We start from the raw sequence: 16,708 nt of genomic DNA on the forward strand, positions 1-16,708 counted from the left end.
TAGAAAAGAGTAGAGCACAATAGCAATTATAAAAGGCAGTACTATAGTATATAAAGTATACTAGCACTGCCTTTTTATTAGTTTCTACTTGTATATCGCCTTGATAGGGTCGAGTTTTGATGCTTTATATGCAGGAATCATACCAAATACTATACCGGTAATGATAGTCGCAAGTGTTGCGTAAAGAACACTGTTAAAGCTTGGAATAACCTCGAAACCAATTCGAGGTGATACATAGTTTGTAGCCGCAAGCCCGACAAATATTCCGAGTATCCCTCCTACAACTGTAATAAATATAGCCTCAGTTAAAAATTGAAGTAAGATAGATATAGGCTTAGCACCTATAGCTCTTCTGATACCAATTTCACGTTGTCTTTCCATTACAGAGACATACATTATATTCATTACACCTATACCTCCGACAGACATTGCGGCAACTGTTATAAATGAAACTACTTTATTAGTACTAGATGTTATAGTTTCTAGTGCCTGCATTTGTTCTGTAGGGTCTGGAGTTGTGTAAGAACCATTTATATCTGGATGTAACTCATACAATTTTCCGATAATAGTATTCGCTACTTCAAATACATCATAACCATCTGAAACTTTTAGATCTATCATTTGAATATCAGTATTATAGCTGTTCTGATCATTCATCAAATCGTTAAAAGCTTTTTTAGGAGTAATAGCAGTTGGATATTGTCCTCCCATTGGTCCCATAGCAATTTGATTGTTTTGCTCATTTGGATCAGAGCTATCATCTACGACTCCGATAACTTCAAAGATTGAACCACTTATAGTAATTCCAGAACCGATTGCCTTCTCTGGGTCTCCAAATAAGTCATTTGCATTTTGAAGAGTTATAAGAACGACTTTTCTTTTTTCATCATCTAGAGTAATTTCTCTACCAGCAACTAAATCTATTTTGGTATCTTTTTTCATAGGGCTGACTTCAATAGAAGTAGATTTTTTATCAAAAGTTGCTTCATTGTAGTATTCCCCAGTATCGAATACTCCTTTACTAGGAGAAAGTTTTTCAACACCTTCAACAAAAGAGAGCTCTTCTAAATCTTGAGCAGTAATAGGCTTTAAAAAAGCAGTTAAATCATCCATACTTTGATCATTAGGTTCAAAGTAAATTACAGTTTGTTTTGAATTTGCAAGACTTACAGATTCGGTTATTTGTTTTTCAAAACCATTACCAACAGAGCTTACTACAATTACAGATGTAACACCTATTACGATAAATAAAAGGGCTACAGCTACACGTAGTTTATGGCCTTTTAAGTTTGCCAGTGAGTTTTTTATTAAATTCATGACTACACCTCCGATTCCGAAACGAATACACCATCTTTAAGTCGTATAACTTTTGTAGCATATCTAACCATATCTTGATCGTGTGTAACCATTATTATAGTTTTACCTTTTCTATTCAGATCTTTTAGTAATTCCATAATATCAGAACTTGTTTCACTATCTAGAGCACCAGTAGGTTCATCTGCAAATATAATTTGAGGATCATTTACTAGAGAACGCGCTATGGCGATACGTTGTTGTTGTCCACCTGATAATTGCTGGGGTTTCATTTTGATTTTATCTAAAAGCCCAACAGCTCTAAGTTTATCTTCTACTAACGATTCTCGTTCATCTTTCTTGAGCGAAGAGTTGTATGTAAGTGGTAATTCAACATTTTGATAGATATTTAGTGTTTCTATTAAGTTAAACTGTTGGAATATAAATCCAACATTGCTATTTCTAAAATCTGAACGTTGATTTTCACTTAAATTTGTTACGTCTTTACCATCAAAAAAATATTGTCCTTCGTTAAATCTATCTAAAAACCCTAAAATATTTAGAAGGGTAGTTTTTCCACTACCCGATTTTCCCATTATTACTACAAATTCACCTGAATTAATCTGCAGATTTAATGATTTTAACACATGAAATTCTTCTTTCCCTACTTTGTAATACTTCTGTATATTCTCTAATGAAATCAGCATATACTAACCTACAGTTGGAAAATCTTCTTCAGGTTCAGGGTCTGGTTGGTTTTCAAATGGGTTGTCTATACCGCCATCCTTATTAGTATTTCCAGGAGTTCCCGTTGATCCTGGAACAGGATCGCCTTCTTTCATATCTTCTGTAGGGAATTTAATTATTACATCATTTTCTTCAAGCCCACTTCTTACTACTGCCGAATTTTCAGTATGAGTTGATACATCGACTAATTGTTTTTTTATTACTCCGTCCATATCTTTAAAGACATAAGTATTTCCTTTTTTATCCTCTTGGATAGCTGAAGCTGGTATTTTAAAGCTAGAGTTTTCAACTTTTACTGATGCTTGTATATGGAATCCGTTTACTAAATTTTCTTGACTGTCAAATTGTACGCTTATATCATAATAAGACATTGTAGACCCCTGCTGTCCATTCATATTTGCAACAGAATTAGAAGGTCTATCAGATATAGCACTTATACGACCAGCTAATGTTTCATCAGTTGAGAATACAAGAATTTCAACTGTTTGATCGATAGCTAACTTAGGGAAATCTTGTTCGCTAGCTTGTCCCTTCATGTACAATTCAGTACTTTCTAAAGATATAAGCGAAGATGACACAGGTTGTTCTAAGTTTTGTGCTTTAGACTCTGAGTCATTTACATATACCTTACCATCAAACGGAGCAGTAGTTTTTGTATACGCCTTGTTGTTAAGAGTAGATATTTCTTTATTCAATCTACTTATATCACTTTCTAAAGTTTTTATAGTGATGCTATTTTCAGGAGTATTAGGTAGAGCTTTTTTTTGTTTTTTAAACTGTTCTACCTGTGTTTTTAAGCTGTCTATTTGAGAGACTATAGCTTCATTTTTGCTTGTAAAAAGTAGCGCTCCTTTGCTAACCTCTTGCCCATCTTGAACACTTACGCTGCTTAGCTCTGAACCTGCAGGAACATCGAAATCTTTTGATTGTTTTGGCACCACAGAACCATTTATAAAGATTTTTTCACTTTCAGGGATAGTGTATGTTTCAGTTAAGTTATTTTGCACATCTTCAACATTTTTTTTCTTATCAATAAAAGATAGTATCCCTAGACAAATACATATAATAATTGCAATTCCTATGTAAATTTGTAATCTTCTATTTTTAAACCTTTTTAAAAACGACATTTTTTCCTCCTTAATATTTACAGCCACACTTTAAGATATTACATGTTGACGTTAAATTCGATAGTAAATAGAGTATATTTTCCGTATTCAGATTCAACTTTAATATCGTGTTTTAATTTATCAGAAAGTTCTTTAACCAAATATAATCCAAGACCAGTAGACTTAGCATTGTACCTACCATTGTTTCCAGTGAAACCTTTATCAAAGATTCTACTTAGATCCTCTTTTTTTATACCACAGCCATGATCTTCCACCTTTAATTGTAAATAATTTTTTGTTTTTTTGCAAGTAATAGATATATCATTGTTTGAAGAAATATACTTTAGTGAATTTCCTACAATTTGTTCCAAGATAAATGTCAGCCATTTCTTATCTGAAAGCACCGTATAGTCAAGGTTTTCAAGTTTTAAAGAAACTTTTTTATTTATAAAATATGTTGAATATTTTTTTACAACATCTTTTACAATTCGCTCTAAATTTACATCTTGTATAAAGAAATCTTTATGAAAGCTGTCAAGTCTAGAGAAATATAAGACTCTTTCGAGCGCATTTTCAATTCTGAAGACTTCAGTGTTTATACCTTCAAGTACTTTTTCAAGTTCTTCATCTTCATTTTCTTCGATAATTAATTTTATTATGGAAATAGGAATTTTTACATCGTGAACCCATAAGTTTATCATATCTTTATTCTCTTCAAGTTCTTTTTTGTTATCGTTTAATATCTTATTTGAGCTATCTTGATATTCTCTCAACAAATTTAAGTAAAATTTTTCTTCTTCATTTGATTTGAATATAGTAAGCTCGTTAAAATTATTATTATCTATACCATCTTTTAATTTATTTATAAATACTTTTTTATTTAGATATTTTAGACACAAATAGGTAGTTGTAAGTACTACATCTATTAATGAGATGTACATAATAGTATCTGAAAAGACATACTCAATTGGAGAGAAAACTAGAGTGAGTGTTATCAAAAGCATAAATGTTAGATTATATATAAAAAAACTGTAGTTATCTTTTAAAAATTTTTTTATAGTCATTTATTCACCATATCTAACTACATTATTATGTAGCCAAGACCTCTCTTGGTTTCTATAAAATTTTCTAACCCAATGTCTTTTAGCTTAGACCTAATTCTATTTACATTTACAGTAAGGGTATTATCATCTACAAACCAATCGCTGTCCCACAACTTTTTCATAAGCTTGTCTCTACTAACAATCTTACCGTTTGACTTCATAAGTTCATGTAAAATTTTAACCTCATTTTTTGTAAGTTCAATAGAGTTATTACTGAATTCTATTGAAGCAGTCGATAAATCTAATACAACTCCATTGTGTACTATTTTATTAGAGTTTGACTCTGCAAAATTGTAAGTTCTTCTAAGCAGAGCATTTACTTTTGCAATTAGTATATCTATTGAAAATGGCTTTTGTATATAATCATCCGCACCTAAATTAACACCCATAATTACGTCCATATTTGAATCTCTTGAAGATATAAATATTATTGGAGTCTTTGAAAATTTTCTTATTTCATTACACCAATGAAAACCATCGTAAAACGGAAGATTTATGTCAAGCAATACAAGGTGAGGATCGCATAATTTAAATTCTTCTATAACATTTTCTAGGTCGTTGATAGGATACACTTCGTAACCCCACTTAGTTAGAGACTCAGCTACCTTTTTTTTGAGTGTAGAGTCGTCTTCTATTATCATTATTTTAAACATTGTTTACCTCCGAATATATTAAGCTATCTTACATAATTGTAACATTACTTTAATGAAGATGAATGGTTTATTTTTATGTAGGTAGATATAATATTATTATAATTAACTTAGGAGGTAAAATTTATGAGAGATATTTTAGTTGTAGAGGATATAAAAAAAGGATTTGGAAAAAGAGGAGCTAAGTATGAGGCTTTAAAAGGAGTAAGTTTTAATGTGAAAGAGGGAGAGTTTATAGGTATAATGGGTGCGTCTGGAGCAGGAAAGTCTACTCTTTTAAATATAATATCAACTATAGATGTACCAACTTCAGGAAATGTATTTATAGATGGAGTTGATATAAATTCGATGAATGATAATGGAATAGCAGATTTTAGGAGGGACCATTTAGGATTTGTTTTTCAAGATTCTAATTTACTAGAGACACTTACAATAAAAGAGAATATTATGTTACCTTTAGCACTTCAAAATGAAAAAGTAGATGTAATAGAAACAAGAGTAAATGAAGTCGCAAAAGCTTTAAGTATAGAGAGTACTTTAAACAAATATCCAAATGAAGTATCAGGAGGGCAGAAGCAAAGAGGTGCAGTGTGTAGAGCTATTGTAGGAAAGCCATCGCTAGTACTTGCAGATGAGCCTACAGGAGCTTTGGACTCAAAGTCTGCCAAAGAGTTGCTTCAATCTTTTTCTAATTTAAACAAAGAGAACAAAACTACTATATTAATGGTAACTCATGATGCTGTAAGTGCCAGTTACTGTGACCGAATACTTTTTATAAAAGACGGTATTATATTTACAGAATTAGTTAAAGGCGACAGTACAAATGAATTTTACCACAAAATTATGGATACATCAGCAATGCTTGTGGGGGTAGATAAAAATGAAACTTTATAATATATCTATAAAGAACTTAAAAAATAGCGTTTCAAATTACACAATGTACTTTGCATCGATAGTGTTTTGTGTATTTATATTTTTTAGTTTTAAATCTATCCAGTATAATGAGGCATTAAACTCTGCAGGAGTTAAAGTTTCTGCAGCTGTAAATGTAGGATCTATAATAATAGCAGGATTTGTTTTTTTATTTATATACTATTCAAATTCATTTTTTATAAACAGAAGAACACAAGAAGTAGGTACCTATAGTCTGCTTGGTATGAGAAAGAATAAAATAGGACAAATATTTTTACTAGAAACAATAATTATGGGATTTGTGGCAACTGTAATAGGAGTTGTCTTTGGATTTTTATTTTCAAAGCTTATAACAATGATGCTTATGAAATTAATGAACCAAATGGTAGTAGTAAAAATGTCGTTTAGCTTTAGAGCGTTGATTCAAACTGTCTTGGTATTTTTGACAATTTTTATAGTTATTGGAGCTAGAAACTTTTTAATTATAAGAAACAAAAAACTTATAGATCTATTTAAAAAAGCTCCAGAAAAAGTGTCAAGTGGTAAATCGACTACAATTAAAGGTATACTGGGTACAGTTTTAATCTTGATAGCTTATTATATGGCTACAGGCAAGTTTATAGAAAATCATATAGAATCTGTATTTTTAATATTAATACCTGTAATACCTGGAACATTTTTATTCTTTTCATCAGCGGTAAGTTTGATAATAAATATAATTAACAAAAATAAAAAATATTATTACAAGGGAAGAAACCTAGTAGCATTTTCAGAACTTAGATATAAGATACAAAAAAACAGCAGGATACTTGCTACTATTGCTATACTTATTGCAGTTAGCGCAACAGTATTTGGGCTTACAACATCATTTTACTACAATATAAGCAGTATATTAAAAGAAGATTATAAGTACAGTTTTGTTATGAATGTATCTAATGACAGTGTAAATACACAAGTTGATAAAATATTAAAAAAATATGATGATAAAAATAAAGTAATATTTGATAAAAAAATAAAACTATTATCTTATAACGATAAGTATAACTCTATGAGAAAGGGTACTGGAAAACTTATCTCATCAGGGAGCGATACAGATATAATTAGAGAGAGTGACTTTAAGGATATGATGGACTACCAAAAAGAGAGCTTTACAGGAATAGGGTCAGCCGATGAAGCTATAATTATATCGAATAGTATGGTTGCTAAAAATTATGAAAAAGCAAATGGAAATGAATTAGAATTAATTCCTTTTGAAAATAAAAGCGATAAAGTTTACAAAATCAAAATACTTGATGAAATTCAAGACACAAAGATTAATACTAATACTACATATTCACTAACTGTAGTTAAAGATAGTGTATTCAATAAACTTTTAAAAGATGGTGAAGAAAGAGAAATAAGACTTGTAGATGTAAATAATAAAACCAACTCAAAAGAATTATCTAAAGATCTAAGAAAACTTATGGATAGTAGTTATACTTCGGAATATCCTTTTAATTTTTCATCATATGTGGAAAGCTACAATGATATGTATAATTCAATTGGATTAGTATTGTTTATAGGAATGTTTTTAGCTGTAGTATTTATGCTTTGTACAGGAAGTATAATATTCTTAAAACAATTATCAGATATATACGACGATAAAGAGAGATATATAATGCTTAAAAAAATTGGAGCAAGCAACAAAGATATAGAAAAAATTCTATCTAAACAGCTTAGACTAGTATTTTTACTTCCACTGTTTGTAGGAACTATTCACAATATCTTTGCTATGACTATAACACAAAGACTTATATCAAATTCAATAGTAGTACCTATAACAATAACGCTTTTAGTTATTATGTTGGTTACTTTATGTATTATATAGCAACTTTAAAATATGCAAAAAAACTTATTATAGAATAATAGATAAACTAATAAATAAATTATCAATTAAAATAGTAAAGAACTTTAAAAGGAGGGTTGTTTCCGTAGTATGTAACTGACGGAGACAGCCCTCGTTTTTTAGTATATAATAAGTCTATAAGTACTATAGAATATAATTTAATTGGGAGGCAGTTGGATGAAGTTTGACGTTGAAAATCATGTATACAATTCAAAGAGGAATGTTGTCTTTGGAAAAAGTGGAGCTGTGGCTACTTCAGTACCATTATCATCACAAGTAGGATTAGAAATACTGAAAATGGGAGGAAATGCAGTTGATGCCGCTGTAGCAACTGCCGCGGCTTCTGCAGTTGTCGAACCAGTAAACAACGGCATAGGAGGAGACGCATATGCGCTCGTTTGGATAGAAGAAGAAAAAAAGCTCTACGGACTTAACTCAAGTGGCTTTGCTCCAGAAAAGATGACACTTGAGAGTTTTAATGGTTTAGATGAAATGCCAAAGTACGGTTTAAAACCTGTAACAGTACCTGGAATCCCTGCAGCTTGGTCTGAGCTAAACAAGAAATTTGGAAATCTTACACTGATGGACTGTTTAAAGCCAGCAATTAATTATGCAAGAGAAGGATTTGTAGTGTCACCAACCGTTGCAAAAATATGGGAAAAAGACTACAAGTTTTACAAAAAAGTGTTTAAAGGTGAGGAATTTGCGCCTTGGTTTGATACATTCTCTAAAAATGGTAGAGCACCTTTAGCTGGTGAAATTTTCAAATGTGAAGATCAGGCTAGGACTCTTGAAGAAATTGCTAAAACTAATGCAGAGAGTTTTTATAGAGGAAGTATAGCTGAGAAAATAGATGCTTTTTCTAAAAAGTACGATGGATTTATACGAAAGTCGGACTTAGAGAAATTTTATCCAGAGTGGGTTGAACCGATTACAACAGATTACAGGGGATACACAGTCTCAGAGATACCGCCAAACGGACATGGATTAACAGTGCTTATGGCACTTAATATATTAAAAGGTTTCGATTTAAATGGATCTAGAGAAGATAGCGATAATTTACATAAAACAATTGAAAGTTTAAAACTAGCATTTGCAGACACAAAGACTTATATAACAGATATAAAACACATGAAAGTAAAACTAGAGGCTTTACTAAATCAAAGCTACGCAGATAAAAGAAGAGAATTAATAAAAGATAAAGCCATTCAACCAGAATCCGGTGATCCATACTGTGGCGGAACAGTGTATTTATGTAGTGCAGATAAAGACGGAAATATGGTCTCTTATATACAAAGCAACTACATGGATTTTGGATCTGGAATAGTAATCCCAGAAACAGGAATAGCTCTACACAATAGAGGAAATAACTTTAGCTTAGACCCAGAGCATCACAATGTAGTAGCACCATTGAAAAAACCTTACCACACTATAATTCCAGGATTTCTAAGTAAGGATTCAGAAGCTGTAGGAGCATTTGGAGTTATGGGGAAATTTATGCAACCACAAGGTCACATTCAAGTTTTAAGCAATATGATAGACTTTGGATTAAATCCACAAGATGCTCTAGATGCACCAAGATGGCAGTGGATTAAGGATAAAGAAATAGAAGTGGAGCACGAAATGCCGAAACATACAGTTTATGACTTAGCAAAAAAAGGTCATGATGTGAAAGTGATTTATAACAACTTAGACATGGGAAGAGGACAGATAATAATAAAAAACGAGCATGGTAGCTATGCTTGTGGAACAGAATCACGTTGTGACGGATGTGTGGCGGTTTATTAGAATTTCGAATTCTATCGCAGGGCTTGACCTAACAAAAATATCGATTTGTTGAATTTCGCGACAATCAATTTCGTACCGATAAATTTGGTCTGGAGCAAAATTCAACAATCGATAAGATTTGTGGCATGCATTTACTCTTCGCCTACCATTATTGAGTTGCCCTCGTAACTTATCCAGTCGCTGAAGCTCCCAATATATATTTTATGTGGTATATCTAATTCCCTAAGTGCAAGACTGTCTACACATGCAGAAATTCCAGAACCGCATGATAGTATTATCTCGTTGTATTTATTTAACTCCTCAAAATGTTTTTTTAAGAATTCAATATCTTTAAGCGATCCATCGTCAAAGTTATCATTTAAAAGATCCTTGCAGAAATAATTTTTAGCACTAGGAATATGCCCGGCTTTTTCGTATGCTGGTTCTGTGATACCTTGGTATCTTTCGTTTGAACGGCAATCTACAATCACTGTTTCATCACAGTAAAGTTTAGATTTCACATATTCCATAGGTACTACCAAATTGTCATCTACATTCACTTCTAGAGTTTTTCCATTCACTTGTGGTTCATTAATCTTTGTTTCAATTTTGCCACCGTTTTTAATATACGATGTAAGTCCGCCATCTAGTACATATATATTTTTTAATCCCATATGTTTTAACTGAAAGAACAGTCTTGAGGCACCATTTAAATCTCCATCATCATAAGCAATTACAGTAGTGTCGTTATCGATACCTAATTTTTCTAGCTTTCCTTTCAAAACATACGGATCCTGAATTGGATTTTTGCCACCGTGCTTTTCGGCTGATTTAGACAAATCTTTATCAAGGTCTAGTATAAAACTACCTGGGATATGGCCTTTTTTATAAGAGTCTATTCCGTAAGTTCTATTTATTAAATCAAATCTACAGTCTATAATAACTAAATTGTCTTCTTTATCTAAAATGTCAATTAGCCTTTTTGCTGATATTATGTTCTTCAAAATTACCGCCTCCATTTGATAGTAGAATTTTTAAAACCCTTCTTATTCATTATGTTAGTATAAAAATTGTCTCAAGTAAATATGTATTTTTATATTACAAAAACAAAAAAATATAGTATAATCATAATTGAGTATATAGTTAAATTTCTAATTAAACAAGATCATGACATAAAACTAGAATTAACTTATTTTATCATTTTAGTACAGACACATTAGTTAATTTAAATTAGTCTTTGCAGCTTTATGTCTGAATTTATATTTTTTGTTTAAGTTATTTATTATGATGTGAGTTAAAAAATATATTTTTTAGAATGGAGAGTTGAGAGATGAGTTACAAGATAGTTAGCAAAAGAGAACTAACAGATAACATTTACTTAATGGATATTGAAGCTCCTAGAGTTGCGAAATCTGCTAAGCCAGGTCAATTTATCATAATCAAGACTGATGAGAAAGGTGAAAGAGTGCCTCTTACTATAGCTGATTACGATAGTGAAAAAGGAACAGTAACTATAGTTTTCCAAAGCGTTGGATCATCAACTAAAAAATTAGCACAATATGAAGAAAATGAATATGTTATGGACTTTGTAGGTCCATTAGGGCAGCCAAGTGAGTATATTCATGAAGATATAGATGAGTTAAAGAAACAAAATATTCTGTTTGTGGCAGGTGGTGTTGGTTCTGCTCCAGTATATCCACAAGTTAAGTGGTTTAAAGAAAATGGACTAGATGTAGATGTTATAATAGGCTCTAGAACTAAAGATTTAGTAATTTTAGAAGATCAAATGAAAACAGTTGCCAAAAATGTTTATGTTGCAACTGATGATGGAACATATGGATTTAATGGTAGAATTCCTGATTTAATTAGAGATTTAGTCGAAAATCAAGGTAAAAAATACGATCATATAATAGCGATTGGGCCTATGATCATGATGAAGTTTGTATGTTTATTGACTAAAGAGTTAAATATACCTACAACAGTTAGTTTAAATACAATAATGGTAGACGGTACTGGTATGTGTGGAGCATGTAGAGTTAGAATTGGTGACGAAATTAAATTTGCATGTGTAGACGGACCAGAGTTTGATGGACATTTAGTTGACTTTGATGAAGCGATGAGAAGACAAGGAATGTACAAGACTCAAGAAGGAAAAGCAGCTTTAGAGGCCGAAGATGGTGGTAACAGCCACCATGCTAATTGTGAGTGTGGGGGTGACAAGTAATGAGTGCAAAAGTTAGAGTACCAGTTAGAGAGCAGGATCCTAAGGTTAGAGCTACAAACTTTGATGAGGTTTGTTTAGGATATAATATAGAAGAAGCGGTTGAAGAAGCACAAAGATGTCTTGGATGTAAAAAACCTAGATGTGTTGAAGGCTGTCCAGTTAGCGTTGATATACCAGAATTTATACAAAAGGTTAAAGAAAAAGATATAGAGGGTGCTGCTAAAGTCATTGCAAAAAATAGTTCATTACCTGCAGTCTGTGGTAGAGTTTGCCCACAGGAAACACAATGCGAAGGTGTTTGTATAGTTGGAATAAAAAATGAACCAGTATCAATAGGTAAACTAGAAAGATTTGTTGCAGATTGGTCTAGAGAAAACAATGTAAACCTTTCTGAAACAGAGCCTAAAAAGGATGCTAAAGTTGCAGTTATTGGAAGTGGACCAGCTGGGCTTGCATGTGCAGGCGACTTAGCTAAAAAAGGATATACTGTAAAGATATTTGAAGCAATGCACGAACCAGGAGGAGTTTTAACTTACGGGATACCTGAGTTTAGACTTCCTAAGAGCGGAGTTGTACAACCTGAAATAGAAAACATTAAAAAACTTGGCGTTGAATTGGAGACAAATGTAATCGTTGGTAGGACTATTACCATTGAGCAGTTACAAGATGAAGGATACAATGCTATATTTATAGGATCAGGAGCAGGATTACCTTCGTTTATGGGTATTCCAGGTGAAAATGCTAACGGAGTATTTTCAGCAAATGAATACTTAACAAGAGTAAACTTAATGAAGGCTTACAAAGCAGATTATGATACACCGATAAGATCGGGTAAAAGAGTAGTGACAGTAGGTGGAGGAAATGTTGCAATGGATGCAGCAAGAACAGCACTTAGACTTGGATCTGAATCTTATATAGTTTATAGAAGAAGTGAAAAAGAGCTCCCAGCGAGAATTGAAGAAGTTCATCATGCAAAAGACGAGGGAGTAGTTTTCCATACTCTTACTAACCCTAAAGAAATTCTAGTAGATGAAACTGGAAATGTTAGAGGAATGGTATTAGTTAAGATGGAGTTAGGAGAGCCAGATGATTCAGGAAGAAGAAGACCTATGGAGATAAAAGGGTCTGAATTTGAAATAGAGGCAGATACAGTAATAATGTCTCTTGGTACTAGCCCAAATCCACTTATATCATCAACTACTAAAGGACTTGAAGTAAATAAGAGAAAGTGTATTATTGCAGACGAGTCTGGTCATACAACAATAGATGGAGTTTACGCAGGCGGGGATATAGTAACAGGAGCTGCTACAGTTATATCAGCAATGGGAGCTGGTAGAAAAGCTGCTGCATCTATAGATGAATATTTAAGAGAAAATGTCTTAAATAAAAATTAATTAAAATATAAAAAAGTATAAATAATAAATAAAATTTTTACCCTAGCACAGCCCTTAGTAAGAGGCAGTGCTAGGGTTTTGCTTTGCAATTGAAAATGAAAATCTAGTAGGATTAACCATTGGTTTTTTAAATTAGATAGTATATAATAATTAATAGAGAAATATATAATTACGTTTTTCAAATAAAAGGGGAGCATTTTGCTTCCCTTGAATCATGTTCAAAAATTTAATACAAGGAGGACAATGGATGGTTAGTCAACAAATACTCGGTACAGAGCGCATAAGCAAACTTCTGATTAAATATTCTATACCGGCGATAATAGGTATGTTGGTAAATAGTTTATACAATGTTGTAGATAGAATATTCATAGGAAATATAGAAGGTGTAGGCTCTTTGGCTATAACAGGTCTTGGAGTAACTATGCCTATAATGACTATAATTTTAGCTTTTGGTATGTTAATAGGAATAGGAACAACAACTACGATTTCCCTAAAACTAGGTGAAGGAAAGGTAGAAGATGCACGTAAATTAATTGGAAATGCTATGACACTTTCAGTGGTATTAGGAATTATTTTAACTATAATAGGACTTGTTTTTCAAGATCAAATATTAATTTTATTTGGAGCAAGTGAAAATACAATTTTCTATGCAAAGGAATATATAAATATTATTTTAATGGGTACTGTAGTAAACTTACTTGCATTTTCTTTAAATCACTCTATAAGGGGAGATGGGGCACCTGCAATTTCTGCTGGTATAATGATAGTTGGATGTTTAACAAATATAATTTTAGACTATGTTTTGATATTTATTGTAGGCATGGGAATTAAAGGAGCAGCTATAGCAACAGTTACGTCACAAGCTTTAACGGCAGTTTTAACAATAGCTTACTATGTAAGCGGTAAATCTAACTTAAAGTTTGAGAAGAAAAGCTTAAAATTAGAATCACATCTTGTAAAAGCAGTTTTTGCAATAGGAATGTCTTCATTTGCTATGCAACTTGCAGCCAGTTTGGTACAAGTTGTTTCAAACCACGCTCTTAAAAGTTATGGAGGAGATTTAGCTATAGGGGCTATGGCTACAGTTTCATCAATAGCTATGTTCTTTTTAATGCCTGTTTTTGGAATAAACCAGGGAGCGCAGCCGATAGTTGGATTTAACTATGGTGCAAAACAATACGATAGAGTTAGGAAAGCCTATATGGGATCACTTGCAGCTGCAACTATTTTGCTTACATTAGGATTTTTAGCAGTACAGTTGTTCCCACATGCAATCGTAGGTATATTTAACAAAGACCCTGAGCTTATGGCTATATCTGTAAATGGACTTAGATTATACCTATTCATGTTGCCTATAATAGGGATATCAATTATCGGTGGAGTATTTATTCAGTCAATAGGTAAAGCGAAGATGTCAATGATACTCAGCTTACTTAGACAGGTTATACTATTAATACCATTTATAATTATACTTCCGAGATTTATGGGGTTAAAAGGAGTTTGGATGGCTCAACCGTTATCAGATTTAATAGCGGTACTTCTTACTGGATATGTAGTTCATAAGGAATTAAAACGTCAAAAGCAGTTGACGTTAGATCAAAATAAAGCGCTTTAAGAATAAATAGCTTTTGTTTAAATAAATTTATTTTTTCTAAAAATTGTAAATATTAAGTATTTATGCTAAAATTAAATCACTTTATGTTAAAGAAATTAGATGTTATGGAGTGATTAAATGGATTTTTTAGATAAAGATATATTGTTAAGTGCAAGGGTTAGTATGAAAGTAGTAAAGACTCTTTCTAAAATAAATGAATTCAAAGGTAGGCAGATCGTATATAAAAAACAAAATAAGGAACTTTTAGATAATTTGAGTGAAACTTCTTTAGTTGATTGCGCTTTATCTACTCATATAGGTCAAAATTCAAGAAAAAGAAAAATGGATATAGAAGAACTTGTGAATGGTGAAAAGGTACCATCTACAGAGGATGAGTGGAGTGTAGTTGAATATAGAGATCTAGTTAAGACCATTAATAGTGCGTACTATACTATGAGTTTAGATTCACAGTTAATTGCGGAATTACACGGTTACTTGTACAAGTACTCAAATCAAAGGGGCGGATTTTTTAGAGATGATCTAAGCTCTGAAGTTAAAAACCTTTGCAGTTCATATCACAAACTTTTGGAAGAAGATGAGGTAGATGTACTTATATTAATTGCTACAATTGTACTAGAGTTTATACTGCTTCATCCTTTTAATAAAGGAAATGTAAAAATGGCTAGGGTACTAATGCTTCTTACTTTAAATCAAAATGGTTACGAGGTCGGGAGATATATTAGCTTAGGTAAAGTATTTGATGAAAGTTCTTTAGAATACTTTGAGAGAATAAAAACCTTGAGATCACATCTTGGTAGAGGTGAGTACGATATAAACACTTGGTTGGAGTATTTTTTAGAAAGTATACTTATAGCTTATCAAAAGCTAAATGATAGCTTGAACATAACAGATAAAGATAAAGTAACAAAAACTCTTAGAATAGAAACTTATATTAATTCGACTCTTGGATACTTCACCAAGCAAGATATAAAGGATATGTGCCCAGATATACCTGATCCTACTATAAATAGAGTATTTAATAATCTTAGAAGAGAAGATAAGATTGAAGTTATTGCTCGAGGTAGAAACGCTAAGTGGAGAAAAAAATATTAGTACAAGCAATAAAATTGTATAAATCAATGTAATCTTAATATATAAAACCATTAAGGCACACTTAAAGTTAATTTAATACACTTTTCGTGTGCCTTTTTGATTTTAATAACTTAACTTTAATGACTATTTGTTTGTCTAACTTGTATAAAAGAATTTTCAATAGAGATACTAATAGAAAGAAATAAGGAGGTAACTATTTTGAAAAAAAAACTACTTTATATAAGTGTGAATTCAAAACCCGAAGATTTATCTTCAAGTAAAACTGTTGCAAGAAAATTTATAAATAGATTTTTAGAGAGAAATCCAGATTTTATTTTAGAAGAAATTGATCTGTATAAAAATCATATCCCAAAATTAGAATATCAATATTATGAAAAAAGAAATACACTCATAAAAGAAGATAAACTTACAAATTTAGGGGAACAAGACAAAAGAGAAATAAATATAATAAACGAACTTTGTGATCAGTTTGTGGAAGCAAGAGTATATGTGATATCCTCCCCGATGTGGAGTTTATCATTCCCATCACAATTAAAAGCTTACATTGACTGTATAGTTCAAGATGGAAAAACTATTACTTTTGATGACGATGAAAAACCAGATGGATTGTTAAATGATTTTGACAGAAGTGTAGTGTATGTACAATCATCTGGAGCTAAAATACCGTGGATTATGAAACCGATATTAAATAAAGGCTTGAATTATATTGAAAGTATAATGAAGTTTATTGGCATAAAAAAATTTGAGGAATTATTAGTTGATGGAACAGGAACTACAGAAGAAGAAAGGCAAAGTTCTTTGACAAATGCCTATGACAAGATAGATGAGGTTATAGATAGTTTGAAGTTTTAGCATTTTGTTTAAACTAATAGGAAAATTAAAGCGTTTGAAATTTAAAAAACCTGCTTCGTATGGAGAAT

At 31.6% G+C, this 16,708-nt stretch carries 14 protein-coding genes; 8 read left to right on the forward strand and 6 right to left on the reverse strand.

Annotation, left to right across the window (positions count from 1 at the left end):
- Positions 1-84: 84 nt before the first annotated feature.
- Genes T473_RS0100080 through T473_RS0100100 form a run of 5 tightly spaced genes read right to left on the reverse strand, consistent with a single transcriptional unit; the run spans position 85 to position 4,902 of the window.
- Positions 85-1,317: an ABC transporter permease gene (locus T473_RS0100080; RefSeq protein WP_024620057.1), complete on the reverse strand. Its 1,233-nt coding sequence runs from the start codon at positions 1,315-1,317 to the stop codon at positions 85-87.
- A 2-nt stretch (positions 1,318-1,319) separates the two neighbouring features.
- The gene (locus tag T473_RS0100085) at positions 1,320-2,000 is read right to left on the reverse strand and encodes an ABC transporter ATP-binding protein (RefSeq protein WP_029791388.1); all 681 of its coding nucleotides are present in this window, start codon (positions 1,998-2,000) and stop codon (positions 1,320-1,322) included.
- Between the two features lie 3 nt (positions 2,001-2,003).
- Positions 2,004-3,167, reverse strand: coding sequence for an efflux RND transporter periplasmic adaptor subunit (locus T473_RS0100090; protein ID WP_024620058.1), 1,164 nt, complete (start codon positions 3,165-3,167; stop codon positions 2,004-2,006).
- A gap of 38 nt (positions 3,168-3,205) precedes the next feature.
- Positions 3,206-4,210 carry an ATP-binding protein gene (locus tag T473_RS0100095; RefSeq protein ID WP_024620059.1) on the reverse strand — a complete coding sequence of 335 codons (1,005 nt, stop codon included), beginning with the start codon at positions 4,208-4,210 and terminating at the stop codon, positions 3,206-3,208.
- Positions 4,211-4,227: 17 nt separating this feature from the next.
- Positions 4,228-4,902 (reverse strand): response regulator transcription factor, encoded by a 675-nt coding sequence (locus T473_RS0100100; protein ID WP_024620060.1) that lies wholly within the window; start codon positions 4,900-4,902, stop codon positions 4,228-4,230.
- A 123-nt stretch (positions 4,903-5,025) separates the two neighbouring features.
- Between T473_RS0100100 and T473_RS0100105 the strand changes: the two genes are divergently transcribed.
- From T473_RS0100105 to T473_RS0100115, 3 genes are all read left to right on the forward strand, one after another.
- Positions 5,026-5,793, forward strand: a complete 768-nt coding sequence (locus tag T473_RS0100105) for an ABC transporter ATP-binding protein (protein WP_024620061.1) — start codon at positions 5,026-5,028, stop codon at positions 5,791-5,793.
- The gene (locus T473_RS15830) at positions 5,780-7,678 is read left to right on the forward strand and encodes an ABC transporter permease (protein ID WP_242825819.1); all 1,899 of its coding nucleotides are present in this window, start codon (positions 5,780-5,782) and stop codon (positions 7,676-7,678) included. The genes T473_RS0100105 and T473_RS15830 overlap by 14 nt, the downstream gene beginning before the upstream one ends.
- A gap of 195 nt (positions 7,679-7,873) precedes the next feature.
- Positions 7,874-9,484 carry a gamma-glutamyltransferase family protein gene (locus T473_RS0100115; RefSeq protein ID WP_024620062.1) on the forward strand — a complete coding sequence of 537 codons (1,611 nt, stop codon included), beginning with the start codon at positions 7,874-7,876 and terminating at the stop codon, positions 9,482-9,484.
- Between the two features lie 131 nt (positions 9,485-9,615).
- Here T473_RS0100115 and T473_RS0100120 read toward each other — a convergent pair whose 3' ends face one another.
- Positions 9,616-10,467, reverse strand: coding sequence for a sulfurtransferase (locus T473_RS0100120; RefSeq protein ID WP_024620063.1), 852 nt, complete (start codon positions 10,465-10,467; stop codon positions 9,616-9,618).
- A gap of 326 nt (positions 10,468-10,793) precedes the next feature.
- On the opposite strand from T473_RS0100120, the gene T473_RS0100125 reads away from it, so the two are divergent.
- The 5 genes from T473_RS0100125 to T473_RS0100145 all read left to right on the forward strand — a co-directional run bounded on the left by T473_RS0100125 (position 10,794) and on the right by T473_RS0100145 (position 16,640).
- Positions 10,794-11,687 (forward strand): sulfide/dihydroorotate dehydrogenase-like FAD/NAD-binding protein, encoded by an 894-nt coding sequence (locus tag T473_RS0100125; RefSeq protein ID WP_024620064.1) that lies wholly within the window; start codon positions 10,794-10,796, stop codon positions 11,685-11,687.
- Positions 11,687-13,081 (forward strand): NADPH-dependent glutamate synthase, encoded by a 1,395-nt coding sequence (gene gltA, locus T473_RS0100130; protein WP_024620065.1) that lies wholly within the window; start codon positions 11,687-11,689, stop codon positions 13,079-13,081. The genes T473_RS0100125 and gltA overlap by 1 nt, the downstream gene beginning before the upstream one ends.
- A 247-nt stretch (positions 13,082-13,328) precedes the next feature.
- Positions 13,329-14,696 (forward strand): MATE family efflux transporter, encoded by a 1,368-nt coding sequence (locus T473_RS0100135; protein ID WP_024620066.1) that lies wholly within the window; start codon positions 13,329-13,331, stop codon positions 14,694-14,696.
- A gap of 117 nt (positions 14,697-14,813) precedes the next feature.
- Positions 14,814-15,788, forward strand: coding sequence for a Fic family protein (locus T473_RS0100140; RefSeq protein ID WP_024620067.1), 975 nt, complete (start codon positions 14,814-14,816; stop codon positions 15,786-15,788).
- Positions 15,789-15,986: 198 nt separating this feature from the next.
- Positions 15,987-16,640, forward strand: coding sequence for an FMN-dependent NADH-azoreductase (locus T473_RS0100145; protein WP_024620068.1), 654 nt, complete (start codon positions 15,987-15,989; stop codon positions 16,638-16,640).
- Positions 16,641-16,708: the final 68 nt, after the last annotated feature.

The organism is Clostridioides mangenotii TR, assembly GCF_000498755.1.
In the GTDB taxonomy this organism is placed as follows: Bacteria; Bacillota; Clostridia; order Peptostreptococcales; family Peptostreptococcaceae; genus Metaclostridioides; species Metaclostridioides mangenotii_A.